Below are 23,790 nucleotides of genomic sequence, written 5' to 3'. Positions count from 1 at the left end.
TTTAAAACAGCCTGCTAAAATATTCAATTAAAATACTTTCAAGTTGCAACAACGATTAAAAATAAAACCTAAAAAACAATTATGCAACCCTAATAAAGTATATTGAGTTTTATGGGAAGGTTGGCTTATTGGCAAACGCTTAATTACCAAAATGTAAGTGGCCATAGCCAATTATAATACGCGTAGGCATTGAATATTGGAAAAAACAAAACCCACTTACCGCAGCGGACACTATAAAACATACGTGTTTCTCAATACAGCCATTGCTTTTTATGAACAACAATTATATTATATGGTTTAATTATAAAGATAATAATCGTTAATTTTGCAAATCCAAGGATGATTTCTCTCCACAAGTAGGAATCACAACATTTTTTACTTCAAAATTATTACAATCTTATGTCAGTTTTAGAGCAAACAGCTTCGCAGAAAGCTATCGATTTAGAAAACAAATATGGAGCCCATAACTATCACCCGCTGCCCGTGGTTTTAAATAAAGGCGAAGGCGTTTATGTGTGGGATGTTGAAGGCAAGAAATACTACGATTTTCTTTCAGCTTACTCAGCCGTAAACCAAGGTCACTGCCATCCTACAATTGTCGATGCAATGATGCAACAGGCAAAAACACTAGCGCTTACCTCCCGCGCTTTTCATAATGATATGCTTGGGAAATATGAAAAATTTGCCTGCGAGTTTTTTAATTTCGATAAATTGCTTCCTATGAATACAGGTGCCGAAGCTGTAGAAACCGCTTTAAAAATCTGTAGAAAATGGGCTTATGAAAAGAAAGGCTTAGATGAAAATGAAGCCGAAATAATTGTTTGCGAAAACAACTTTCACGGAAGAACTACTACTATTATTTCCTTTAGTAACGACCCCGTTGCACGTAAAAATTTTGGCCCATACACCAAAGGGTTTATAAAAATAGAATACAACAATCTTGAACAACTTGAACAGCAGTTGGAAAGCAATAAAAACATTGCCGGATTCTTGGTAGAGCCTATTCAAGGAGAAGCTGGGGTTTATGTGCCTTCAGAAGGGTATTTGCGCAAAGCAAAAGCCTTGTGCGAAAAACACAACGTGCTTTTTATTGCAGATGAAGTGCAAACGGGAATAGCTCGTACCGGGAAACTGCTTGCAGTAGATCACGAAAACGTAAAACCCGATCTTTTGATTTTGGGGAAAGCATTGAGTGGAGGAGCATATCCAGTTTCTGCGGTTTTGGCAAATAATAATATTATGGAGGTTATCCAGCCCGGAAACCACGGCTCTACTTTTGGTGGAAATCCTGTGGCCGCCGCTGTAGCAATGGCTGCGTTAAGTGTAGTTAAAGATGAAAACTTAGCTGAAAATGCTGAAAAACTTGGAAAACTATTCCGAAGTGAATTGAATAAATATATTGAAACCAGCAGTATTACCAAACTTGTTCGCGGAAAAGGTTTGCTAAATGCAATAGTAATCAACGATTCTGAAGATAGCGACACCGCTTGGAACATTTGCTTAAAACTTCGCGATAACGGATTGCTGGCAAAACCTACCCACGGAAACATTATCCGCTTTGCGCCGCCATTGGTGATGAATGAAGAACAATTAATGGATTGCATTTCAATTATTATTTCAACACTTAAAGAGTTTGAATAAATAATTAAAAGTTCGCATAATTTTAGAACGATCAAATAAAAACGGCTTCGAAAATATCGAAGCCGTTTTTTATTTAATAATAGCTGAAGATACCTTCCGCTAAACTGTATTTATTGATTGTGAACTACAGCTTTGTAGTCGATAACAATATCATTTTCGGTAATTAATTTTACCAGATAAACGCCACTACTAAGATTTCCTGTAAAGAAACTGAATTTTGTATTATCGCCTAAATTCTTTTCTGAGATAACCAGTTTCCCGCTCATATCGTAAACCGAAGCAGCTTTTATTACATAACCCTCCGGATTTCTAACCTCTAACTGTTTACCAGGATTGTTTTGGAAAAAGCTTACGTTTTCGGCAACTAGACTTTTAATATCTAATTCTGTGTCAGGTTCTCCACCCGGTCTATTTGTGCCGCGGAAGAATATAAAGAATCTATTGTCATATGTTCCCGGAGGCAAGGTTAACGTAACTCTTGCAAGCGTGGCCCCATTTAATTGTTTGTATGTGTTTTCTTGACTATCGTAAAGATACGCACGCTCGTACGGCTGATTAATTTCCTCAACCAATCTTAACTCAATTAAGCTGGTGTTTCTAATTTTAAAAGCAATTGGTATATACTTTTCAGGCACATAGTTTGTGCCGTTAATTACGTAGGGAAGGCGAGCGTTATCTGGGCCAATGGGGAAATAAGCATCTGTATGTAAATCTTGAGCGCTTAAGCCATCTAAACCGCGGTCATAACCATCAGTAGCTTGATCGTAAAAAGCAATTACCATATCTCTGGTTACTGCTCTATCAAAAATAGCCCACAGACGCATCATTGGGGTACGGTTACTTAAACTTGCTGTTTCTGAAACCGTTGAATAATTTCTACCTTCAGTTTCTGGAGAATCACTTCCTTCATAACTATTAACGCTTTCTGGCCTTTGGAAAACGGAACCAGCAGTATCTTCTTTATAAAAAACTCTTTGTTTATTTCTAATTTTTACAGTGCCATCGGCTTCACCAACGAACATAAAGCCTTGTCCTATTGGAGCATACCTTTTATTCTGGTCTGCACCACCAGTACCAGCCCCGGTTCCAGTGCTTCCTCCAGCATTATAGATATAAAAAGGTGCAGCCGTATAAAAACCGCTAGGGAAGTTGTCTGTATTGTTCGCGTCGGTATCTTTTTCGTCCGGAACCCAAACTCCATATCCAAAAGGTTTTTGGGAATAATAATGAGATGCAACAGATCGGTTCTCATCGTAATACCAAATTGCACCTAATTCCCCATTTCCATTATCATAAAAAAGTTTGTTAAGATCTAGAGCGGAAGGATAGGGATTTCCTGTAAAGGTCATTTGAGCTTCACCATTAACTGGAGCTTTGACTTCTACCTCAAAGGTTCCGTTATTAGGTCTTCCTCTAAATTCGTAAATTTGATCGCCTCCTGGAACATCCGTTCCCACTCCTTTCATAGTAAATCCAAAACCAGGAGGAGCATTCAAACCTCCACCCATTGCTTGATAGTTACCCTCTCGTTCCGTACCAGGATTTACAAAAGTATATAACCACCGTGTGGAAATTCTCAGTGGGCCAGTGCTTCCATTAAGACCTGTAGTTGTAGCTACTTGTTGTGCAGCGGTGGTACTATTGGTAGGTTCATAAATCAAACCAACTCCAAAATTTTGGTTGCCATTATCTGTGGGGTTTCCTTCAATTCCCGGATCACCCACTGGCGAACACCAATAATAGTAAGCCCAAGCGTTTGTAACAGGTGTGTTTTGTTGTACCGAAAGTTGGCCTGATTTTTTGTTTTTTCTATTATTATTACCTTGAACCAATTGTCCATTGTTTCGTAAATAAATACTAGCTTCTAAATCATTATTGGCATTATTTCTAAACAATCGCACATCTTTTTCAACGAAAAGGACTTCATCGTCTACATATATAAATGATTCACTTGCTCCATTTGGTCTCACAGTCAATTGTGCAAAAACACTAACAGTTGTTAAAAGGAAGATTGAAAAGAGTAGTAGGTTTTTCATATTTTTGCATTTTTAAAAGTCTTGGTGGGGGGCACCAACAACTTCTTTTTACGGGTTAAATTTAAAAATAATATACAACATAATCCGTAAAACGCTGCAAAATACGTAATATTTTCGATAAGAGGGGTTTAGGCTTTTTTAAAATCTGTTATTTTGAAGTAGTAAGTTGTTTAAAATTATATGAAAGTACACGATAAAGTTTCAGTATTAGACGATGCCATTTCGGGCGTGGTTACTGCCGTTAAAGGTAACGAAGTAACAATTATAACCACAGATGGCTTCGAATTAGATTTTTTTAAACACGAACTTATTGTTATGGATGGCTCGCTTTCAAAAAGAAAATTAGCGCAGATGGATGTTTCGGAAGTGCTTTCAGAAAAAGAAAGCAAAAAACCTGGAAAAACCAAACGCATAAAACCCAAGGAACGCAGCTTACCGCCAATGGTTGTAGATCTTCACATTAATCAATTAGTGCCAAAAACCCGCGGTATGGACAATTATGAAATGTTAACCATTCAACTAGATACCGCAAAAAGACAATTGGATTTTGCCATTTCAAAACGCATTCAAAAAGTTGTTTTTATTCACGGAGTAGGTGAGGGGGTGCTTCGCGCCGAGCTGGAATTCCTTTTTAATCGCTACGAAAACCTAAAGTTTTACGATGCCGACTACCAAAAGTACGGGCGCGGGGCTACTGAGGTTTATATTTATCAAAATGTGAAATAGGGATTTCGTTAAATAAGTACTTCAACTGCGCTCAGTATGACATATTCATTAAATTATTAATTTGGGGTTCGAAAGCTTTGTGCGTTGCTGATGTTGCTTGATATCTTTATTGCTTTAGCTTCACTAAAAATTCGTCAATACTTTTTTTATTTCTTCAATAGAGGTGGTGTAATCAGACATCTTTCGGTCTTTCCCGACGTGAATTAACTCTGAATTCAACCTACTTGCCAATTCTTTAATTGGCATATTCTCTAAACTTCCAAATTCATATATCCAATAATCAAAGGTTAGAAGCCGCTGATTTTGAAATCCGGTTGTTCTTCTGTCATTGTCTGTTCGGTAAAAATCAAGTTTGCCAATTTGTGCGCTCAGTGCGTCGTATTTTACAAGAATGCCGTCGTATATCAATTGACTGTAAAAGGCATTTTTAAATATTTGCTCAATATTTTTTAAGTCAGCAGCTTTAATGTCCGTTAAAATAACTGAATACTGGGATTTTGCATTGGAGATGAGCCAGCATTTTTTTCGAGCCACATAAAACACGGTTGCATTCCATTTTCCCAGAATGCCCGGAGTGTTGTTTGAATCTGACTGGATTAATTTCTTAATTAACTTTTCAAGTTTTTTTGTGGTGTAAATAGGTGTTCGCATTAAATTTTGCAAAATAATTAAACAATGTTAAAAGAAAAAATAAACTATATTTCAAATAAACCAAATACACATTTAAAATGCTGGTTTCTTTGTTTTATTAATGGTTTCAACGTTTTCAAGCGTTCCCATTACTAGTGTTTCAATTGTTATTTCTTCTTCTCCACTTACCAACACTAAGTTTTTCAGTACAATTTTTACGCTTTTGGTAATCGTGTATTTGTGTTGGTAATATTCATTTACTTCGTAAGTGTCGGCAACTGCCGGGTTTAAATAGTCGGCGCCAACATTTGGATCCGTAACATCGTTTCTAGGGTTCAGGTCCCTGTTTTTATCTTCGTTACGGGTAAGTACGCCATCGCCGTCGTCGTCATTGTCTAAATAATCCGGAATTCCGTCCTCATCCGTATCTAACGGATTTGTTAGTGGGTTGTTATCGCCATCTTCATTTTGAATGTCCAGTTCGCGTGCAGTTGGCACGTTGTCGCCATCGTCGTCTTCATCGTAAATATCAGGGATGCCATCGCCATCGGTATCGCCATCAAATTCTTTATCAGTGGGAACACCGTCATTATCGTCATATATAAAAACGGTTGTAAATTCAGCAATTCCCGACGCCGCAAAATAATCTACCGTAACCCGCGGCGAAGTAGGCGGAATGCTACTACAAAAATAATTAGCCTCCAAAGCCCCGTCGTAGGTGCGATAGTTTACAAAATTGCTGGTGCCATTCAAGATGTATTCTTTTATTCCTTCAATTTTATAAAGGCTGTCTGTAACCCCTAAACGCAGGGAAAGACTTTCAAGGGCTTCGGGATTTACCTTGTAAAAAACGTGATTGCCAGAGGTGCCACATTTTTTAAGTTGGGCATCGTCAAAATTGAAGGAGGTTATAATAATATCGCCATCGTCGCAGCTTTGCAGAAGGAGAGAAGCGAAAATGAAAAGGATAAAAAATTTATTCATAGATATAATATTGAAACAGCTTTAAAGCGCAACTATTTTAACGGATTAACAAATGCTAAATTTCGATACAATTGCAGTTGAAACGCACAATTTTAAAAAGTAAGCCCTGTTATTGCGGAAAATTTCCACACCACAAAGTAACACATTTCTTTTTAACTGAAATGCTGGCAAAACTGTTTTAATATGTATTTTTGCAAACTGAATCACGGAAGCGGAAATTGCTTCCAAAGTTTAATGAAAACAGTATTTTAAAACTGTTTTTTTAGGAAAAAAATTGCTCAATGAAGAAAGTATATTTTGATAGCGCAGCTACTACTCAGTTACGCGACGATGTAATAACCTGCATTTCAGAAGTGTTAAAAACCGAATTTGGAAATCCCTCATCCACACATTCTTACGGAAGGTCTTCTAAATCATTACTTGAGAACGCCCGAAAGGAAATTGCGAAACTTTTAAATGTATCTGCAAGCGAAATAATCTTTACTTCTGGAGGAACAGAAGCCGATAATTTAATTTTGAATAGCGCCGTTCGCGACCTCGGTGTAAAACGAATTATCACGAGCCGAATTGAGCATCACGCCGTTTTGCATACGGTGGAATGGCTTCAAAAAGAATACAATATCCAGGTAGAATTTGTAAAACTCGATGAATGCGGACGCGTAGATTTTGAAAACTTGGAAAGTCATTTGGCAGATACTTCACATAAAACATTGGTTAGCTTAATGCACGTTAACAATGAAATAGGAAATGTTTTGGATTTACAGCAAGTTGCAAATTTGTGTAAAAGGTACAATACGCTTTTTCATAGCGATACTGTGCAGTCTGTTGGGCATTTTGAATTGGATTTTAAAGAAACCCCAATCGATTTTGCTGCTGCTGCTGCGCATAAATTTCACGGGCCGAAAGGAGCTGGCTTTGCTTTTATTCGAAAAAACTCTGGTTTGCGCGCGCTAATCCACGGTGGCGAGCAAGAACGCGGAATGCGAGCAGGAACCGAAGCGGTTTACGCTATTGCTGGAATGGCCGAGGCGCTTAAAATTTCGTACCACAAACTTAAAAAGGAACGCGCGTATATTACCGAACTAAAAGATTATTTTAAAGAGCAGTTGATACAAAATTTTCCGGGAGTAAAATTCAACGGTAATTGCGATAATAATGAGGAAAGCACCTACACACTACTAAATGTGTGTTTGTCTATTTCTGCTGAAAAAGCAATGCTGCTGTTGTTTCAATTAGATTTAAAAGGAATAGCTTGTAGTAAAGGTAGTGCCTGCCAGAGTGGAAGCGAGGGCGGTTCGCATGTGTTAAACCAAATACTTTCCGACGAAGATTTAGGCAAACCATCCCTGCGTTTTTCATTCTCTAGCTTTAACAAAAAAGAAGAAGTAGATTACGTGGTAGATGTATTGAAAGATTTTGTTGAAAATGGTGTTTAAATAAAAGACTAATTTCAATTATTACTTATCTGAAATTTTTTTAGCTTACAACCTACAGCCAACAACCTGAATTGTCTCCCAATTAAAACTTCGCAGACAATTTAACGTTAAATACGCGCGGCGTTAAATAGTTGGGGATTGAATATTGCACTTTTGTGTACACATCTCTTACAAACGTATTTGTAATTGAGTTCTGTACATCGAAAATGTTGAATATTTCGGCCCCTATTGAAAACTCTTTAAATGGCTTTAACCAGCCGGTTTCCCTTAGTTTTGAATCGTCCACAATTACATAGCTCACACCCAAATCGGCGCGTTTGTAATCTGGCAACCTTACTTGGTAATTGTACGGATCGGCATAGCTTGGCGAACCTCCGGGCAGCCCTGTATTGTACGTTAAATTAAGGTACATTTTAAGCGAAGGAATAACTTTTACATAATCTTGGAAAAGCACTCCAATTTTTAAACGCTGATCTGTGGGACGAAAAATATAGCCGCGATCGTCAATGTTTTCTTCAGTTTTTAAATACCCAAGACTTACCCAGCTTTCTGTTCCGGGAACAAATTCGCCAGCCAATCGTAAATCGAGTCCGTATGCATAGGCAACCGCATTGTTGTTTGCGCGATAGCGAATACGCACGTTTTCTAAAGTATAGGGGTTTACGTCTGTTAAGTGTTTGTAGTATAATTCTGAATTCAATCTAAAAGCGCGGTCCCACATTTTAAAGCTGTAATCGTTTCCAAATACAATGTGAATGGATTGTTGCGCCTTTACTCCAGGACGCACGGTACCCGACGAATCGCGCAGTTCTCTATAAAAAGGTGGTTGGTGATACACCCCACCCGAAAGACGGAAAAGCATATCCATTTCCCAATCTGGTTTTAATGAAACCTGTGCTCTGGGACTAAAAACGGTTTGTGTAGTGCTTGTAATATTTTTACCGCTAACCGTCCAATTGTGTGCGCGTACACCAGCATTCATCCAAAGTTCGCTGTTGCCAACATTTGTTTTTCTGCTCCACTGTGCATATCCTGAAATACGGTCTATTTGCGTGTCATTTAGAGCGCGAACGTCTGTATATGGCTCAATTGGTGAAGTGTAAGGCTCATACGGTTGGTTGTTTGGAGGAAATATTGGTGGGCGGATAGAAAACCCAGCCGAGTCAATTATTTCATATTCCTGCACGCGATCACGAATGTCTTCACGTGTATATTTAAGACCGTACTCTATGTAGTTGTCTTCAAGCGCAAGATTTCCTTTGTGCTCTATATTTAGTATTAGTGCATCTAGGTCGTTTCGGGCGTGGGTAAGTTGGCCACCAATGCCACGAGTGAAAGTTACTTCGCCTAAATCTTCCCCGCCAATTTCAGTGTTTACTTCCCCTAATCTATATTCCGCAAGTATATCAAAATACTCCTGTTCGGTGGTTTGATAGAGGGATCCAATAAATTTCGCAGTGTAATTATCGGAAACTACCCAAGTAGATTTTAAAGCTCCGAAATACGTATTGTAACGATCTTCTTCGCGTCCTTCGTAATACACTTGCAATGCAATTGGGTTTGTAATTGTACCAAAGTTGGTCTGTCTTGTTAATGGTCTATAATTGTAATCATTTATAGAAACATTCCCTAAAAAACTCAATTCAAATTTATTGGTGAATTTATAGGTAAGATAGGTTTGGGCATCGGCAAATTTTGGACGGTAATTGGTTTCGGTCTGTTTAGCTTCCACAAATAGACTGTTGTCGCGATAGCGAATTCCTAAAATTCCAGAAAGGCGGCCATCTTTTGAAATGCCTTCTACAGAGCCGCTAGCCCCCAAAAGACTTAAATCTACCGATGCGCCAAAATCTACTGGTCGGCGGTAGGTAATATCTAAAACAGATGAAAGTTTATCGCCGTATTTGGCTTGAAATCCACCCGCAGAAAAATCTACATTACTGGTAAGGTCGCTATTTACAAAGCTTAAGCCTTCTTGTTGTCCACTTCGTATTAAAAATGGACGGTAAACCTCTATTTCGTTTACATACACTAAATTTTCGTCGTAGTTACCCCCACGCACTGCGTATTGCGTACTTAGTTCGTCGGTTTTATTTACACCGGGGAGTGTTGCCAATAAATTTTCTACACCCGCATTTGCACCCACCATTTTTTGAGCGAGTCTTGGCGAAATAGTTAAAACCCCTTCCACGCGTCTGTTTTCACGACCGGTAATTACCACTTCGCTTATTTGCTCCACACTCGTGCTCATTACCGGATTTAATTGATAATCTTCTGCCGGCGAAAGATTTACGGTAATCTCAATTTTCTTATGAGTTAAGTGAGAAAATGTAATTAGCACATCTTCATTGGATGGAATTTCCAATAAATAAAAGCCGTTAAAATCTGAAATGGTTCCGGTATCTTTATACGTTACGTTTGCGCCATAAACGGGCACGTTGTTTTCGTCTAGAATAATTCCTTTAATTACTGCTTTTTGAGCAAACATTACAGTTGCAAATAAAATAAAAAGCAGTGTGAGCGGTAGTTTAATTGTTTTCAAAAGCAAGGGTTAGGGTTGTTTTCTGAAAAATTGAGCTTCAAATGTAGCACTATTTCCAACATTATCTATTACAATAACTTTCAAATTATTTTCTGTTTCCAAATTTATATTATCATTGAAATTATAAGTTAGAACGTCTTTTTTGTAATCATATTCCATCAAAATGAATTTATTATTGATGGTTGCCCGATAGGAGCTTATTCCACTAAGGTCATCGGTTATTTTTACTTTTAGAAAATTTTGATTGCTAATCCACTTTCCTTCCGAAAAATTTACAGGTTTTATTTTGGGTGCCGTTGTGTCTGCAGCTACGGTGTAGCTTCCAAAGGTGCGTGTTCTTGCAGTTAGTTTGTCGCCACTGCGCGTTGTAGCCGTGTAATAGGGCAGGCCTTTGTAATTTAATCTGCCTATGTATAACTTATCTTTATCTGCTTCGTTATAGGCCGAAATATCTGCCGTAATTGAAATATTACTGTGAATTGGAATTACATCTTCGTGAAATTTTAAAACTTCGCCTTCATCTTTTATATCTAAATAGGTGTCTTCATAAAGACTGTTGGCGGGAATGTAAATACTAAACTTGCCTTTGGTGATAGACGTGGCGTGATCTGCATAAATATAATCGTCTGTTTTGACAATATCTTTTGGTTCTAAAATTTCGAGTTCAGCCCCCTCAATTGGTACCGAAATATACATTCTGTTGCCTTTAAAATCATTCACTTCAATAGTGTAAATAGATTGCAGGCTATCTTGTACGGTAATATATCCGTTTTCGTCTTCCTTTGTAATAATACTCAAGGGATTGTTGCTTTCGCGAAACAACTTCTGAACCATACTTTTGTTGGTTTTGTAATAATTGTAGTCGGTGTAGCGGTTTAAATACCTGGTTTCAGAAAAGGCGAATTTATTAAAGAGCACTTCAAATTTTTCGGAACCATTAAATCTCGTTTCTATTTTGTAAGACCCGTTTTTGTTTGAAGCACCGTCTTGCTGGTCGTAGGTTGTAATTCCGAAGCCTAATTTACCAAATGCGGTGATGTTTTCGGCTTTATAATTACCGTCCTTTTGTTTAATTAAACGCAGTTTTGTTCGGTTTTGGCCTTGGTTAACGTGTGCATCTTCGCCTATTGGGTAGGCAAACACAGCGCTCACAATAGGTTTTTTTGTATCGGGAATTTCAATTCCAAAGAGTAATGGGTTCATAGGTCGCTGCGACGAATCGCGTATTTCAAAGTGCAAATGCGGACCGCCGCTGCCGCCAGTATTTCCTGAATAAGCAATTAAATCGCCTTTTTTAACAGGGAGCAGTGTTTTATCGGGAAAGCGTTCCAACTCAAACGTTTCTTTGCTGTATTGTGTGTCTTTTACATATTTTTCAATATCGCCGGCAAAACTTCTCAAGTGTCCATAAACCGTAGTATATCCATTTGGGTGAAGTATGTACAGCGCTTTGCCATAACCGTAATGCTGGACGTTTATTCTACTAACATATCCGTCTGCCGGGGCGTAAACTGGCAGGCCTTCGCGCTGCTGGGTTTTAAGATCTAAGCCACTGTGAAAATGATTGGAGCGCATTTCGCCAAAATTGCCAGATAGTACTAATTTTATATCTAGTGGGTTGGAAAAATAATCTGTGGGAATGTCGTTCTGTCCGTACGCGAGCCCGCAAGAAAGTAGGAGGGCTGATAAAAATTTCTTCATAATACAAAAGTATGAATACGTTGTAATTAAAGAAGAAAGGAGCTCAAAATTTATTAGTATTTTTCAATAACACAAAAAATTATGAAAAACTGTTTGTGTATTACCAATGGTATGCTAACTTTGTGATAGAAGTATTGAACATAAATTTTAATGGGTAATCTTTCTGAAATAGTTGATTCTCTTGAAAGTAGAATTAACGAGCTGCTAAAAAGGCACGAAAAATTGAGTAAGGCCAATGCAGCATTAGAAGAAGATATAAAAGATTTACAATCGAAACAGCTGCAATTTGAAAATGAAATTGAAGTTTGGGTCGAGAAGTGTAACTCCTTAAAACTAGCAAATTCAATGCTCGGCAGCGACCAGCATAAACGAGAAACTAAACTCAAGATAAACGCTCTAATTCGGGAAATTGACCATTGTATAAGTCAACTTTCAGAATAAAAATATAACAATGGCCGAACCATTAAAAATTAAACTATCAATAGCGGACAGGGTTTACCCTTTAACTATTAACCCTTCGCAGGAAGAAGGACTTAGGTTAGCTGCTAAAAAGATAGAAAAAATGATTAAACAGTTCGAGCAAAGTTACGCCGTTCGCGACAAGCAGGATGTATTGGCCATGTGTGCCCTCCAGTTTGCCGCACAGGTGGAGCAAAAACAAATTGATAATTCTAGCGATACGCAGGAAACAGAGGAAAAGCTAAAAGCTTTAGACCGTTTACTGCAGGAGCAATTATCATAACGTTCTTTAAATTAAATAAGGTTACTGCCTACATTAATACAATTTTTTGGTAAACTCAACACGAATTCTTTAAAAAGGGTGAGTTGAAGTTGTAAAAGCGAGCCGTCTTTGAGCGGATACTTGATCAGCTTGTTAGCCCTAAACATTCTTTAAAGGAGTTTATTCAAAACAAATATATTGATGTAGGCTTTTTTTATATATATAATTCAACGAAAAAATGGATATCATAACTATAGTAATTAGTGCCATCGTTGGTATTGCGATTGGGTTTTTTATTGCAAAATTACTAGAACGCAAAAACGCGTCTCAACTAATACTTAGAGCAAAAAAAAGCGCAACAGCAATACTAAAAGAAGCAAAATCTGAAGCTGAAACGATAAAAAAAGATAAAATACTCCAAGCAAAAGAAAAGTTCTTGGAATTAAAATCGGAGCACGAAAAAGTAATCTTAAACCGTGACAAAAAGATTTCAGAAGCCGAGAAAAGAACACGCGATAAAGAATCGCAAGTTTCTAGTGAGCTTGCAAAATCGAAAAAATTAAACTCCGAACTTGCTGAGAAAAAAGCTGACTACAACGAAAGGATTTCTATACTGGACAAAAAGCAGTCAGAGGTAGAAAAATTACATCGGAGTCAAGTAGAACAATTAGAGGTTATTAGCAGTCTTTCTGCTGAAGACGCAAAGTCTCAGTTAATGGAAAGCCTAAAAGATGAAGCTAAAACCCAAGCTATGGCCTTTGTGCAATCTTCTATGGAAGAAGCCAAAATGACCGCACAACAGGAAGCTAAGAAAATAATTATAAACACCATTCAACGCATTGGAACCGAAGAAGCGGTAGAAAATTGCGTCTCGGTTTTCAACCTTGAAAGCGATGATGTTAAAGGTAGAATTATTGGTCGTGAAGGTAGAAACATTCGTGCAATTGAAGCCGCGACAGGGGTAGAGATTATTGTTGATGATACGCCCGAAGCAATAATCCTTTCGTGCTTTGATTCTGTAAGAAGAGAAATTGCGCGTTTATCGCTTCACAAATTAGTGACTGATGGTCGTATTCACCCAGCCCGTATTGAAGAAGTAGTGCAAAAAACCACAAAACAAATTGAAGAAGAAATAATAGAAGTAGGAAAAAGAACCGTTATTGATTTAGGTATTCACGGCTTACACCCCGAGCTTATAAAAGCGGTGGGACGTATGAAATACCGCTCGTCTTACGGTCAAAACCTGCTACATCACTCACGAGAGGTTGCGCGACTTTGTGGCGTAATGGCTGCCGAATTAGGTTTAAATGCCAAACTGGCAAAGCGCGCCGGTTTACTTCACGATATAGGTAAAGTACCCGAAACTGAAACTGAAATGCCTCACGCACTTTTAGGAATGCAATGGGCAGAAAAATACGGTGAAAAACCAGAAGTGTGTAACGCAATTGGTGCCCACCACGACGAAATTGAAATGACAGGATTGCTCTCTCCAATCGTTCAGGTTTGCGATGCTATTAGTGGCGCAAGACCTGGAGCAAGACGTCAAGTGTTAGACTCTTACATTCAGCGTTTGAAGGATTTAGAAGATATTGCTTTTGGTTTTGGCGGTGTTAATAAAGCCTACGCAATACAAGCGGGACGTGAGCTTCGTGTTATGGTTGAAAGCGAAAAAGTAAGTGATGAAAAGGCAGCACAACTTTCGTTTGAAATTTCACAAAAAATACAAACAGATATGACCTATCCGGGGCAAGTAAAAGTTACCGTAATTCGTGAAACCCGTGCGGTGAATATTGCGAAATAAAAAGCCTTCATCCCGAAGGGGAAACTTTATTGCTATAATTGAAAAAAGCTCCGTTTGGAGCTTTTTTTATTACGTATGAATAAGAGTTTCCTTTTCAGGAGCGGAGTGGGCTGTACTCCCTCTTTAGGGGTTAGAAGGACTGGGCTTATTCATCATAAAGATTCTTATAACCTTTAGATTCTTCTTCAAAAAACTTTCCATTTATATATCTATAATGGCGATCTAATTTGGCTATTTTTTTCATATCGGCATCGGTTAGTGCAACGTCTGCTGCTTTAAAATTAGACACTATATGTTCTTTGGTAGTAGATTTTGGAATGGCCGCACAACCTCTGTGATTGTGCCAAGCAATTAATACCTGTGGCACAGTAGCACTACGGTCTCTGGCTATTTCGTTTAAAACACCTATATCCATCATATTAGGTTCGTCGCTAGCTTTCATTGCTTTAATGCGGTCGCCCGAACCTAATGGCGAATAGGCCGTAACTAGAATGTCTTCCCCTTTACAATAATCCAATAACGCATTTTGTTGCAATAGGGGATGGAGCTCTATTTGGTTCATTTCTGGTTTTTGAGTCGCTTTCCCAATTAAATCTTTTAATTTCTTTTCACTAAAGTTGGAAACGCCAATATGTTTGGCCATTCCATCATTTTTGGCTTTTTCCATCTGTTTCCAAGTTTCAATGATGGGAGCTTCTTCTGGTGTAAGGTAATCTTCAGGTTTTTCAGGAAAACTAATGCCGTGCCTAAATGCAACAGGCCAATGAATCAAATACAAGTCGAGGTAGTCGAGCTTTAATTTTTTTAACGATTCTTGCAGGGCTGGAATTACTTGCCCTTCGGCGTGTGAATCATTCCAAAGTTTAGACGTAATAAATACATCTTCGCGAAAAATTTCTCCTTCGGCGAATATTTCGGCTAAAGCCTCGCCAATTATTTCTTCATTTTCGTAATTTTTTGCTGTATCAATATGTCGATATCCGGCGTAGATAGCATCTTTAATGGCTTTTTTTAATTCGCTTCCCGATGCTTTCCACGTGCCTAAGCCTATAGCGTGCATGGTATCGCCGTTTTGGAATTTAAGTGTTTTCATTATATTTTTTTTTGATTTTTAATATTTCACTTGAAAATACAAAACTATACCGCCAGACTAAAGGATTTTATGAAGTTTGGGTTTTTTTTAACCGAATTGAAGTTGGCCAAATGGCTTAAAGTTTGAACTGAAAATTGCCGACTATTTTCTGGGATGGAACCTATTAATAACTTCGGTTAAGTGTTTGCGGTCCAAATGCGTGTAAATTTCGGTGGTGGTAATGCTTTCGTGACCGAGCATTTGCTGGATGGCGCGAAGATCGGCACCGTTTTCTAAAAGATGTGTGGCGAAAGAATGCCGAAACGTATGCGGACTTATTGTCTTGCGAATTCCCGCTTTTTCAACCAGCTGTTTTACAATTGTAAAAATCATTGCACGCGTTAATTGGCGGCCGTGTTGGTTAAGGAAAAGCGTGTCTTTGGCAGTGGGATCAATTTTTTTGTGCACCCTAATTTCCTTCCTATAAATAGTAATGTATTTTTCGGTTGCAGGGCTAATGGGCACCAAACGCTGTTTGTCGCCTTTACCGGTAATTTTAATAAATCCTTCGTCAAAATACAGATCCGAAATTTTTAAATTAGTCAGCTCTGAAACCCGAAGGCCGCAACCGTAAAGGGTTTCGAGAATTGCCCGGTTGCGTTCGCCCTGTTTTGAGCCCAAATCGATAGCGGCGATTAATGCATCAATTTCTTCAATTGCAAGTGTATCGGGAAGTTTTCTGCCAAGTTTTGGTGCTTCAATTAGCGCCAACGGATTGGTTTTTCGGTAATCTTCAAAAATTAAATAATTGAAAAAACCTTTCAGACCAGAAATTAAGCGACTTTGGGACCGCGGATTCACTTTTTTGGCAATTTCATAAATAAACTGTTGCAGCGTTTCTTCAGAAATAGAAATAGGGGAGGCTTCTATTTTATTGGTTTCCAACCATCGCATCAGCTTTTTTACATCTAGGGAATAATTAATGATAGAATTTTGGGAAAGCCCGCGCTCCAATCGCAGGTAATTTTGATAATCCTTTAAGCCTTGATGCCACTTCATACTGCTATATTACTACTAAAAACAATAGTTAACAAAAATCTAAATGTATTTTAAGGTATAAGATAAGCGGTATATTTACGTTTAATGTAAAACTCAAAAAAAAATTAAAACGTTATGAAAAAATTAATTGTAGTAGCAATCACTTTATTTATAGGTACGACGGCATTTTCGCAGGAGCTCGATCTTGGTATAAAAGCGGGTGCTAACTTTGCGAATATTTCGGATGTAAACGATCTTTCTAGTAAAACGGGTTTCCAAGCCGGTGTTTTTGCGGGAATAAAATTTACAGACAAAGTTGGAATACAGGCAGATTTACTGTACTCTCAGCAAGGTGCAGAGTTTGACGCTGGCGAGTTTGATTTAACCTATGTGAATGTACCTGTTGTTTTGAAATATTATTTAGTGAAAGGCTTGAATATACAAGCTGGTCCGCAATTCGGATTTATTGTAGATGATAATATAGCAGATGTTCTTGGAAATATATATGAAGCTGAAAGTTCTGATGTTTCCGGAATTATAGGAGCCGGTTACGATTTTCCCTTTGGAATTCGCGTAGATGCACGTTATAATTTTGGCTTGTCTGATGTTTCGAAAGACGTGGATGGAAAAAACAAGAACAATGTATTTTCAGTTGCCCTAGGCTATTCTTTTTTATAATAAAGAGGAAATGACTAAACTTTAAAGAGCCATTCTTAATTGAATGGTTCTTTTTTATGAAGAAAAAGTACGTTTTTTTGTCTTTAAAAAGATAAGATAGACTCAAGTTTGGTAGTCGTAATAAGTGCTTGACACCCTTTGCGTTATTTGGATTATTTCTATTTAGGACTAATTTGCACTATTTAAAAGTTTTGCCTATTTTTAAAGCACTAATCTTAAAACCTTTTAATTATGAAAAAACTATTATTATTAACCGCACTTGTTGTATTATCGTTTACAACAGCACAATCACAAAACTTTAATATTGGTGTTAGTGCTTCACTACCCGTTGGAGATAGCTCGGATGGTTACACCTTTGGAGCTCAATTAGATTTTTCTTATCTATTTGATATCAACGATTCTTTTTATGTAGGGCCAATGGCCAGTTTACTGTATTACAATGGCGATGAAATTGATACACCAATAGGCACCTTTGAAGTTGATTCAGCGGTTTTTTTACCAATAGGTGGATCTGCAAGATTTATGCTTGAAGAGTTCTTTTTTGGAGCAGATCTTGGTTACGGAGTTGGTATAAGCCCCGATGGAAATGATGGAGGCTTCTTTTACAGACCAAAAGTAGGTTACAACTTTGGATCTATAGCGGCTATTCTGTCATATTCCGGAGTTTCTATGGATGGCGGAACCTTTAGCTCTGTGAACGCTGGAGTGGAGTTTGGACTATAATAAATTATATTAATATTTATAAAAGGCAGGGACAATGTTCCTGCTTTTTTTATTTCATATATTTACTTTATGAAAATAATCATTATCAACGGCCCTAACTTAAATCTTCTCGGTAAGCGTGAAAACGATATTTATGGAGATGAAACCTTCAACGATTTTTTTGAGAAACTACAGCAAAAATATCCCAAAATAGAACTCGCCCAATTTCAATCGAATATTGAGGGAGAACTAATTGATAAAATTCAGGAAACAGGTTATAGCTTTGATGGCATTATCTTAAATGCCGCGGCTTATACACATACATCTGTAGCAATTGGCGATGCCGTTAGAGCAATTAAAACGCCCGTGGTAGAAGTTCATATCTCCAATACTTTTTCAAGGGAAGATTTTAGACATAAAAGTTACATCGCTCCAAATGCAAAAGGTATTATTGTTGGTTTTGGATTGCAAAGTTATGAATTGGCTTTACAAAGTTTTTTGAAGTAGTTTTGGTATATTATAAATAAAAAAAACCGCAACATTTAAGTGCGGTTTTTTTATTCGTCTAACGTCTAATATCTAACGTCTATTATCTATAAATGAATCACTTCCCCATACGCATCAGCAACGGCTTCCATTACGGCTTCGCTCATTGTTGGGTGCGGGTGAATAGCTTTTAAAACTTCGTGTCCTGTCGTTTCTAGTTTTCTTCCTAAAACAGCTTCAGCAATCATATCGGTTACGCCAGCACCAATCATATGGCAGCCTAACCATTCGCCGTATTTAGCGTCGAAAATCACCTTTACAAACCCATCTTTTTCACCGGAAGCACTTGCTTTTCCGCTAGCTGAGAAAGGGAATTTTCCAACCTTCAATTCATATCCAGCTTCCTTAGCCTGTTTTTCAGTCATTCCAACACTTGCAATTTCTGGCGAAGCGTAGGTACATCCTGGAATATTTCCGTAGTCAATTGGTTCCACATTTAAACCTGCAATTTTTTCAACACAAGTTATTCCTTCCGCGGAAGCAACGTGGGCTAGGGCAGGACCGGGAACAACATCGCCAATTGCATAGTAACCTGGAATGTTAGTTTGGTAGAAATCGTTAACCATTATTTTGTTTTTGTCGGTAACAATACCTACATCTTCAAGGCCAATACCTTCAAGGTTTGAAGCAATACCAACTGCCGAAAGCACTATTTCAGCTTCAAGGGTTTCTTCACCTTTTTTAGTTTTTACAGTAGCTTTTACCAATTTCCCCGAAGTGTCTAATTTTTCTACGGAAGAATTCGTCATTACTTTAATTCCCGCTTTTTTAAACGAACGCTCAAATTGTTTAGATACATCTTCGTCTTCCAGTGGTACGAGATTTGGTAAAAATTCAACGATAGTAACTTCGGTTCCCATAGCATTATAGAAATGTGCAAACTCAGAGCCAATTGCGCCACTACCTACAACTATCATACTTTTGGGTTGTTTTTTAAGCGTCATTGCTTCGCGGTAGCCAATCACTTTTTTGCCGTCCTGTTTAAGGTTTGGCAATTCGCGAGAACGTGCGCCGGTTGCAATAATTATATGATCTGCAGTATATTCTTTACCATCGACGTCAACTTTCTTTCCGGTTTTTAATTTTCCGAAGCCATTGATAACGTCAATTTTATTTTTCTTCATTAAAAACTGAACCCCTTTGCTCATTCCCTCGGCAACCCCGCGGCTTCTTTCAATTACTTTCCCGAAATCTTTATCAAATTCCTTTACGGTAAGTCCGTAGCTGTCTGCGTGTTTTAAATAATCAAAAACCTGTGCACTCTTTAAAAGTGCTTTGGTAGGGATACAACCCCAATTTAAACAAACGCCTCCAAGGCTTTCTTTTTCAACAATAGCGGTTTTTAAACCTAATTGTGAAGCCCTAATTGCAGTTACATAACCACCGGGTCCGCTTCCTAAAACTATTACGTCGTATTTGCTCATTACTTATATTTATATATTACTTTTCAAGCCACGAATTTACGAAATCTAAAAAGAAATTGCGATAGCTATCGCGGTCAAATTCTAAATTACGGCAATGTGTTAAGGGATTAAATGGTGTAATTGAAAAAGCATCAATTTTCAAGTGATAGTCTATTTGAAAATTGATGCCTAAAATTTTAAATACTGAAAATTATTTTTTCTGAAATTGTAATGATAAAGAGTTTACACAATAGCGCTGACCGGTTTCTGTTGGGCCATCGTTAAATATATGCCCTAAATGACTTCCGCAATTTGAGCAGAGAATTTCTGTACGGATCATGCCGTGGCTTTCGTCTTTTACATACTCTACGGCTCCCTCGATAGAATCGTCAAAAGAGGGCCATCCACAATTGCTTTCAAACTTGTTGTTACTGTCAAAAAGCGGTGTATTGCAAGCACCACAAACGTAAGTTCCTTCATTGAAAGTTAGGTTGTATTCTCCCGTTCTGGGAAATTCGGTGCCTTTTTCACGCAGTATATGGTAGCGTTTTTCGCCTAGTTCTTCGCGCCACTCGGCTTCAGATTTTGTGACGGGGTATTTATTTGGCTTCTCCATTATCGGGAATAAAATTTAATGCAACTCCATTTATACAATGCCTTTTGCTCGTGGTTTCTTTTGGCCCATCGTTAAAAACGTGTCCTAAATGTCCACCACATTTGGCGCAATGCTCTTCCGTTCGTGTATAACCGAGCTTGTTATCAGTTGAAAAAGCTACATTACCATCAATTACTCGGTCAAAACTTGGCCAGCCTGTGCCACTATCAAATTTGTGTTCGCTTTTAAAAACTGGATTGCCGCAGGCTGCACACACGTAAGTTCCCTTTTTATGATTGTCGTTTAACGGACTTGAGAACGCGGGTTCCGTGCCTTCGTGGCGAAGTACATTATATTCCGCTGGAGTGAGTTCTGCTTTCCACTGGGCATCGGTTTTTACAATTGGAAACGCTTGTTGTACAGTTTTAACCCCCTTTTGCGCAGGCGAATTGCAACTAAAAATCAACGCACTCGTAATTAATAATGTGCTTAAAATCTTCATATTAAAGCTCTAATTTCTCTATTTGTAAATCATTGGCTTGCATTACTTCCAAAACGTCTTCCATTGAAGGATTTGTTTTTGCAAATTCTGCTGGAACTACTGCAATTCTAAATATTTGATTTGTATCGTGAATTGGGTCAATATTGGTTAAATCGAAATTTCCTTCAATAGTAAACTGAACGTCAACAAAGGTGTTGTTAAAGTTATATTGAAAAAAATCGCCTGTACCGTCATTATAAAATATGTTTTGTGGCAATTGCGTCCAGATATCTGCCGATTCTCCATTACCAATATCGTCTTGTCCTTCATAACGATAAGCCAAAACTACGTCACTTTCGAAGACGGTAAAGGGATAGCCATAAAAAGATGAGTACAATGTATTTTTGGCTGCGTCGTACTGATAGCTGTTTACATTAACTTCAAATACCTGTGCATAAACCAATCCGCCATCCTGTCCGGGAGGTCCTGGATCACCTTCGCAAGAAGTAAATAAAATAGTTGAAGAAAGGGCTAAAAAGAGAAGTATGTTTTTCATAATAAGTTTTTTTAAGATTACAGTTTACAACATTCAAAAGTCGTTCCAACTTTTACAAGTCCATAAATTTAAAGGCTTCATTTACATTTCACTATTAAAGAAACACTAAATTTTATGGGTGTGGTATAATAATTGAAAAATATAATTTTAAAATAATTTTGGGAGAATACAATTTTTATATATCTAAATTTAACTTTTGAACGAACAAACGAAACCATCATTATGAAATTTACAAAATCAATTGCAATACTCTTATTAGGAATGGTCGTGGTGGCATGTAGTACCAATCCGTTTACTGGTAAGCAGACTTTGGCTTTGGTGCCTAATTCGCAAATCCTTCCAATGGCTTTTCAACAGTACAACGAGTTTCTATCGGAACACAAAGTGGTGAACAACACAGCTGACGCCAGAATGGTGAAGAGTGTGGGCCAAAAAATTGCAACCGCCGCAGAACGATATTTAAATGCCAACGGATATGCAGGCTACTTAAAAGACTATAGATGGGAGTACAATTTAGTTCAAAGTCCAGATATAAATGCTTGGTGTATGCCGGGCGGTAAAATAGTAGTATATACGGGTATTTTGCCCATAACTAGCAATGAGGCCGGTTTGGCTGCGGTAATGGGGCACGAAGTTGCCCACGCATTGGCAAACCACGGACAGCAAAGAATGAGTGCAGCCCAATTACAACAATTGGGTGCCGTTGCCGGAAATATTGCCTTAGCTGGTGATGCTGAAAATCAGCAGATTTTTAACACGGCTTATGGTTTGGGTTCAAACTTAGGGGTTATGCTTCCTTTTAGCCGTAGCCACGAAACCGAAGCAGATAGAATAGGCTTAACCTTAATGGCAATTGCAGGATATGACCCGGCCGCTGCGGCCCAACTTTGGCAGCGCATGCAAGCACAAGAAAATGGCGCACCCCTAGAATTTTTAAGTACACACCCAGCGAGCAGCACCAGAATTCAGAATATCCAAGCTTGGGTGCCTGAAGCAAAGGCTGAAGCACGAAAATTTGGGGTAACCAGTTTTAAACGATAAAACAACCCTTACTTTTTAGCATCTAAAATTTTTAAAATCCTGCTTTATGCAGGATTTTTTATTAGTTTAGTATCCTAAAAAATTGAAACCGCCCTATGCCCAATCTTGCTAAAGGAAGTAGAAAACTGCTAAATGCTTGGGCTTTTTATGATTGGGCGAATTCAGTTTACAGTCTAGTGATTGCTTCGGCAATATTTCCAATTTTTTATCAGGCACTTTTTAAATCGGCTGGCGTAACTACAGTTGTTGTTTTTGGAGGTACTATTAGAAGTACGCCACTAATAAGCTATACAACCGCAGCTGCTTTTTTGTTGGTCGCTTTTATTTCACCGTTACTTTCAGGGATTGCCGATTATGTTGGGAATAAAAAGAATTTCATGAAATTTTTCTGCTATCTGGGCGCCCTTTCGTGTATGGGCCTTTATTTTTTCAGTATTGAAAATATTCATATAAGTCTTCTTTTTTATTTTTTCGGATTAATTGGTTTTTGGGGCAGCCTTGTTTTTTACAATTCGTATTTGCCCGATGTTGCTTTTCCCGAACAACAAGATAGATTAAGTGCAAAAGGGTATTCGTTGGGATATATTGGAAGTGTGGTCTTGCTACTTTTCAATTTGGGAATGGTAATGTTTCCGGAAGTTTTCGGTTTTGGTGAAGGTGGCGCAGCAAGTGTAAAGGCAATGCGTTGGTCTTTTGTTAGTGTAGGAATATGGTGGATTCTCTTTAGCCAGTACTCTTTTTATTTTCTTCCGAAGGGCAACAAAAGCGGTAAAAAAGTTAGCACCAAAATATTATTGAATGGGTTTAGAGAATTAAAAGGAGTTTATAATTCACTTTCAGAAAATATTCAGTTAAAAAGATATTTGGCAGCATTTTTTGTTTACAGTATGGCGGTACAAACCGTGATGCTGGTTGCCACGTATTTTGGCGAACAAGAAATAGATTGGGGAGGCGACAACGCTAAAACCATGGGTTTAATACTCAGTATTCTTATCATTCAACTCGTGGCCGTTGGCGGTGCAATAATCACGTCTTTTGCTTCTGAAAAGTTTGGCAATATTCCCGTGCTAATTGTTATAAATATTATTTGGGTAGGTATATGTATCGTCGCGTATTTTATTGTTGCGCCAAATCAATTTTACTTGACTGCGGGAGTGGTAGGCTTGGTTATGGGCGGTATACAATCACTTTCGCGATCAACTTATTCAAAATTTTTACCCGATACTAAAGACACCACTTCCTATTTTAGTTTTTATGATGTTTCAGAAAAAATAGGAATTGTTATCGGCATGCTCATTTATGGATTTATCGATCAAATAACCGGTAGTATGCGCAATTCAATATTGTTTCTTGTTTTATTTTTTATGGTTGGCGTATTTTTATTATTAAGAGTGCCAAGAAATAAAAAGTGTTAAACAATTTTTGTTTAAGTTTGCGTTTAATACCTACCAAACATATTT

Annotated in this window: 22 protein-coding genes and 1 other RNA gene; 12 read left to right on the top strand and 11 right to left on the bottom strand. The window is 37.9% G+C overall.

Going from position 1 to position 23,790, the window contains the following annotated elements; all coding sequences use genetic code 11:
• Positions 1 to 399: 399 nt before the first annotated feature.
• Positions 400 to 1,641: an ornithine--oxo-acid transaminase gene (gene rocD / locus K8089_RS07680; protein WP_237602689.1), complete on the top strand. Its 1,242-nt coding sequence runs from the start codon at positions 400 to 402 to the stop codon at positions 1,639 to 1,641.
• 110 nt (positions 1,642 to 1,751) lie between these two features.
• Here rocD and K8089_RS07675 read toward each other — a convergent pair whose 3' ends face one another.
• Complete coding sequence (locus K8089_RS07675) at positions 1,752 to 3,677, bottom strand: T9SS type A sorting domain-containing protein (RefSeq protein WP_237602688.1); 1,926 nt, start codon at positions 3,675 to 3,677, stop codon at positions 1,752 to 1,754.
• 180 nt (positions 3,678 to 3,857) lie between these two features.
• Between K8089_RS07675 and K8089_RS07670 the strand changes: the two genes are divergently transcribed.
• Positions 3,858 to 4,403 carry a Smr/MutS family protein gene (locus K8089_RS07670; RefSeq protein ID WP_237602687.1) on the top strand — a complete coding sequence of 182 codons (546 nt, stop codon included), beginning with the start codon at positions 3,858 to 3,860 and terminating at the stop codon, positions 4,401 to 4,403.
• 123 nt (positions 4,404 to 4,526) lie between these two features.
• Here the strand turns inward: K8089_RS07670 and K8089_RS07665 are convergent, their stop codons facing one another.
• A complete protein-coding gene (locus K8089_RS07665; RefSeq protein WP_237602686.1) occupies positions 4,527 to 5,054 on the bottom strand; it encodes a DUF6933 domain-containing protein in 528 nt (175 codons plus the stop codon).
• Between the two features lie 72 nt (positions 5,055 to 5,126).
• The gene (locus K8089_RS07660) at positions 5,127 to 6,017 is read right to left on the bottom strand and encodes a hypothetical protein (protein WP_237602685.1); all 891 of its coding nucleotides are present in this window, start codon (positions 6,015 to 6,017) and stop codon (positions 5,127 to 5,129) included.
• 281 nt (positions 6,018 to 6,298) lie between these two features.
• Between K8089_RS07660 and K8089_RS07655 the strand changes: the two genes are divergently transcribed.
• Positions 6,299 to 7,453, top strand: a complete 1,155-nt coding sequence (locus K8089_RS07655; protein WP_237602684.1) for a cysteine desulfurase family protein — start codon at positions 6,299 to 6,301, stop codon at positions 7,451 to 7,453.
• 82 nt (positions 7,454 to 7,535) lie between these two features.
• Here the strand turns inward: K8089_RS07655 and K8089_RS07650 are convergent, their stop codons facing one another.
• Together K8089_RS07650 and K8089_RS07645 are read right to left on the bottom strand one after the other, a co-directional pair.
• Entirely contained in the window at positions 7,536 to 9,995 is a 2,460-nt protein-coding gene (locus K8089_RS07650) for a TonB-dependent receptor (protein WP_407932379.1), read from the bottom strand.
• Positions 9,996 to 10,004: 9 nt separating this feature from the next.
• Positions 10,005 to 11,696 (bottom strand): M23 family metallopeptidase, encoded by a 1,692-nt coding sequence (locus K8089_RS07645; protein WP_237602683.1) that lies wholly within the window; start codon positions 11,694 to 11,696, stop codon positions 10,005 to 10,007.
• A gap of 150 nt (positions 11,697 to 11,846) precedes the next feature.
• On the opposite strand from K8089_RS07645, the gene K8089_RS07640 reads away from it, so the two are divergent.
• The 4 genes from K8089_RS07640 to rny all read left to right on the top strand — a co-directional run bounded on the left by K8089_RS07640 (position 11,847) and on the right by rny (position 14,218).
• Positions 11,847 to 12,137 (top strand): SusD/RagB family nutrient-binding outer membrane lipoprotein, encoded by a 291-nt coding sequence (locus K8089_RS07640; protein WP_237602682.1) that lies wholly within the window; start codon positions 11,847 to 11,849, stop codon positions 12,135 to 12,137.
• A 10-nt stretch (positions 12,138 to 12,147) separates the two neighbouring features.
• Positions 12,148 to 12,438, top strand: coding sequence for a cell division protein ZapA (locus K8089_RS07635; protein ID WP_237602681.1), 291 nt, complete (start codon positions 12,148 to 12,150; stop codon positions 12,436 to 12,438).
• Positions 12,439 to 12,491: 53 nt separating this feature from the next.
• Positions 12,492 to 12,599, top strand: a non-coding RNA gene (gene ssrS, locus K8089_RS07630) — 6S RNA.
• Positions 12,600 to 12,655: 56 nt separating this feature from the next.
• Positions 12,656 to 14,218 carry a ribonuclease Y gene (rny, locus tag K8089_RS07625; protein WP_237602680.1) on the top strand — a complete coding sequence of 521 codons (1,563 nt, stop codon included), beginning with the start codon at positions 12,656 to 12,658 and terminating at the stop codon, positions 14,216 to 14,218.
• Positions 14,219 to 14,363: 145 nt separating this feature from the next.
• Here the strand turns inward: rny and K8089_RS07620 are convergent, their stop codons facing one another.
• Both K8089_RS07620 and xerD read right to left on the bottom strand, forming a co-directional pair.
• Positions 14,364 to 15,311, bottom strand: a complete 948-nt coding sequence (locus K8089_RS07620; RefSeq protein WP_237602679.1) for an aldo/keto reductase — start codon at positions 15,309 to 15,311, stop codon at positions 14,364 to 14,366.
• 141 nt (positions 15,312 to 15,452) lie between these two features.
• Positions 15,453 to 16,349 carry a site-specific tyrosine recombinase XerD gene (xerD, locus tag K8089_RS07615; RefSeq protein ID WP_237602678.1) on the bottom strand — a complete coding sequence of 299 codons (897 nt, stop codon included), beginning with the start codon at positions 16,347 to 16,349 and terminating at the stop codon, positions 15,453 to 15,455.
• A gap of 114 nt (positions 16,350 to 16,463) precedes the next feature.
• Between xerD and K8089_RS07610 the strand changes: the two genes are divergently transcribed.
• The 3 genes from K8089_RS07610 (at position 16,464) to aroQ (ending at position 18,215) form a co-directional block, all read left to right on the top strand.
• Positions 16,464 to 17,006 carry a porin family protein gene (locus K8089_RS07610; RefSeq protein ID WP_237602677.1) on the top strand — a complete coding sequence of 181 codons (543 nt, stop codon included), beginning with the start codon at positions 16,464 to 16,466 and terminating at the stop codon, positions 17,004 to 17,006.
• Between the two features lie 231 nt (positions 17,007 to 17,237).
• A complete protein-coding gene (locus K8089_RS07605) occupies positions 17,238 to 17,729 on the top strand; it encodes a hypothetical protein (RefSeq protein WP_237602676.1) in 492 nt (163 codons plus the stop codon).
• A gap of 69 nt (positions 17,730 to 17,798) precedes the next feature.
• Positions 17,799 to 18,215 carry a type II 3-dehydroquinate dehydratase gene (gene aroQ / locus K8089_RS07600; protein ID WP_237602675.1) on the top strand — a complete coding sequence of 139 codons (417 nt, stop codon included), beginning with the start codon at positions 17,799 to 17,801 and terminating at the stop codon, positions 18,213 to 18,215.
• An 86-nt stretch (positions 18,216 to 18,301) separates the two neighbouring features.
• Here aroQ and lpdA read toward each other — a convergent pair whose 3' ends face one another.
• The 4 genes from lpdA to K8089_RS07580 form a co-directional block, all read right to left on the bottom strand.
• On the bottom strand, positions 18,302 to 19,678 hold the full coding sequence (lpdA, locus tag K8089_RS07595; RefSeq protein ID WP_237602674.1) for a dihydrolipoyl dehydrogenase: 1,377 nt from the start codon (positions 19,676 to 19,678) through the stop codon (positions 18,302 to 18,304).
• Between the two features lie 190 nt (positions 19,679 to 19,868).
• Positions 19,869 to 20,273, bottom strand: coding sequence for a peptide-methionine (R)-S-oxide reductase MsrB (gene msrB, locus K8089_RS07590; RefSeq protein WP_237602673.1), 405 nt, complete (start codon positions 20,271 to 20,273; stop codon positions 19,869 to 19,871).
• A complete protein-coding gene (msrB, locus tag K8089_RS07585; protein ID WP_237602672.1) occupies positions 20,257 to 20,754 on the bottom strand; it encodes a peptide-methionine (R)-S-oxide reductase MsrB in 498 nt (165 codons plus the stop codon). Before msrB (K8089_RS07585) ends, msrB (K8089_RS07590) begins: the two co-directional genes overlap by 17 nt.
• A gap of 1 nt (position 20,755) precedes the next feature.
• A complete protein-coding gene (locus tag K8089_RS07580; protein WP_237602671.1) occupies positions 20,756 to 21,289 on the bottom strand; it encodes a collagen-like protein in 534 nt (177 codons plus the stop codon).
• A gap of 222 nt (positions 21,290 to 21,511) precedes the next feature.
• Between K8089_RS07580 and K8089_RS07575 the strand changes: the two genes are divergently transcribed.
• Complete coding sequence (locus K8089_RS07575) at positions 21,512 to 22,330, top strand: M48 family metallopeptidase (protein WP_237602670.1); 819 nt, start codon at positions 21,512 to 21,514, stop codon at positions 22,328 to 22,330.
• Between the two features lie 95 nt (positions 22,331 to 22,425).
• Entirely contained in the window at positions 22,426 to 23,745 is a 1,320-nt protein-coding gene (locus K8089_RS07570; protein WP_237602669.1) for an MFS transporter, read from the top strand.
• Positions 23,746 to 23,790 lie beyond the last annotated feature (45 nt).

This window comes from Aequorivita vitellina (assembly GCF_022008365.1).
GTDB classification, from domain to species: domain Bacteria; phylum Bacteroidota; class Bacteroidia; order Flavobacteriales; family Flavobacteriaceae; genus Aequorivita; species Aequorivita vitellina.
Note: the sequence above shows the minus strand (reverse complement) of the source record. Positions and strands in the feature narration are given on the sequence as shown.

Bases quoted from the DNA above. Each gene is read 5' to 3' on its own strand.
- rocD (WP_237602689.1), top strand. From the start codon at position 400: ATGTCAGTTTTAGAGCAAACAGCTTCGCAGAAAGCTATCGATTTAGAA.
- K8089_RS07675 (WP_237602688.1), bottom strand. From the start codon at position 3,677: ATGAAAAACCTACTACTCTTTTCAATCTTCCTTTTAACAACTGTTAGT.
- K8089_RS07670 (WP_237602687.1), top strand. From the start codon at position 3,858: ATGAAAGTACACGATAAAGTTTCAGTATTAGACGATGCCATTTCGGGC.
- K8089_RS07665 (WP_237602686.1), bottom strand. From the start codon at position 5,054: ATGCGAACACCTATTTACACCACAAAAAAACTTGAAAAGTTAATTAAG.
- K8089_RS07660 (WP_237602685.1), bottom strand. From the start codon at position 6,017: ATGAATAAATTTTTTATCCTTTTCATTTTCGCTTCTCTCCTTCTGCAA.
- K8089_RS07655 (WP_237602684.1), top strand. From the start codon at position 6,299: ATGAAGAAAGTATATTTTGATAGCGCAGCTACTACTCAGTTACGCGAC.
- K8089_RS07645 (WP_237602683.1), bottom strand. From the start codon at position 11,696: ATGAAGAAATTTTTATCAGCCCTCCTACTTTCTTGCGGGCTCGCGTAC.
- K8089_RS07640 (WP_237602682.1), top strand. From the start codon at position 11,847: ATGGGTAATCTTTCTGAAATAGTTGATTCTCTTGAAAGTAGAATTAAC.
- K8089_RS07635 (WP_237602681.1), top strand. From the start codon at position 12,148: ATGGCCGAACCATTAAAAATTAAACTATCAATAGCGGACAGGGTTTAC.
- rny (WP_237602680.1), top strand. From the start codon at position 12,656: ATGGATATCATAACTATAGTAATTAGTGCCATCGTTGGTATTGCGATT.
- K8089_RS07620 (WP_237602679.1), bottom strand. From the start codon at position 15,311: ATGAAAACACTTAAATTCCAAAACGGCGATACCATGCACGCTATAGGC.
- xerD (WP_237602678.1), bottom strand. From the start codon at position 16,349: ATGAAGTGGCATCAAGGCTTAAAGGATTATCAAAATTACCTGCGATTG.
- K8089_RS07610 (WP_237602677.1), top strand. From the start codon at position 16,464: ATGAAAAAATTAATTGTAGTAGCAATCACTTTATTTATAGGTACGACG.
- K8089_RS07605 (WP_237602676.1), top strand. From the start codon at position 17,238: ATGAAAAAACTATTATTATTAACCGCACTTGTTGTATTATCGTTTACA.
- aroQ (WP_237602675.1), top strand. From the start codon at position 17,799: ATGAAAATAATCATTATCAACGGCCCTAACTTAAATCTTCTCGGTAAG.
- lpdA (WP_237602674.1), bottom strand. From the start codon at position 19,678: ATGAGCAAATACGACGTAATAGTTTTAGGAAGCGGACCCGGTGGTTAT.
- msrB (WP_237602673.1), bottom strand. From the start codon at position 20,273: ATGGAGAAGCCAAATAAATACCCCGTCACAAAATCTGAAGCCGAGTGG.
- msrB (WP_237602672.1), bottom strand. From the start codon at position 20,754: ATGAAGATTTTAAGCACATTATTAATTACGAGTGCGTTGATTTTTAGT.
- K8089_RS07580 (WP_237602671.1), bottom strand. From the start codon at position 21,289: ATGAAAAACATACTTCTCTTTTTAGCCCTTTCTTCAACTATTTTATTT.
- K8089_RS07575 (WP_237602670.1), top strand. From the start codon at position 21,512: ATGAAATTTACAAAATCAATTGCAATACTCTTATTAGGAATGGTCGTG.
- K8089_RS07570 (WP_237602669.1), top strand. From the start codon at position 22,426: ATGCCCAATCTTGCTAAAGGAAGTAGAAAACTGCTAAATGCTTGGGCT.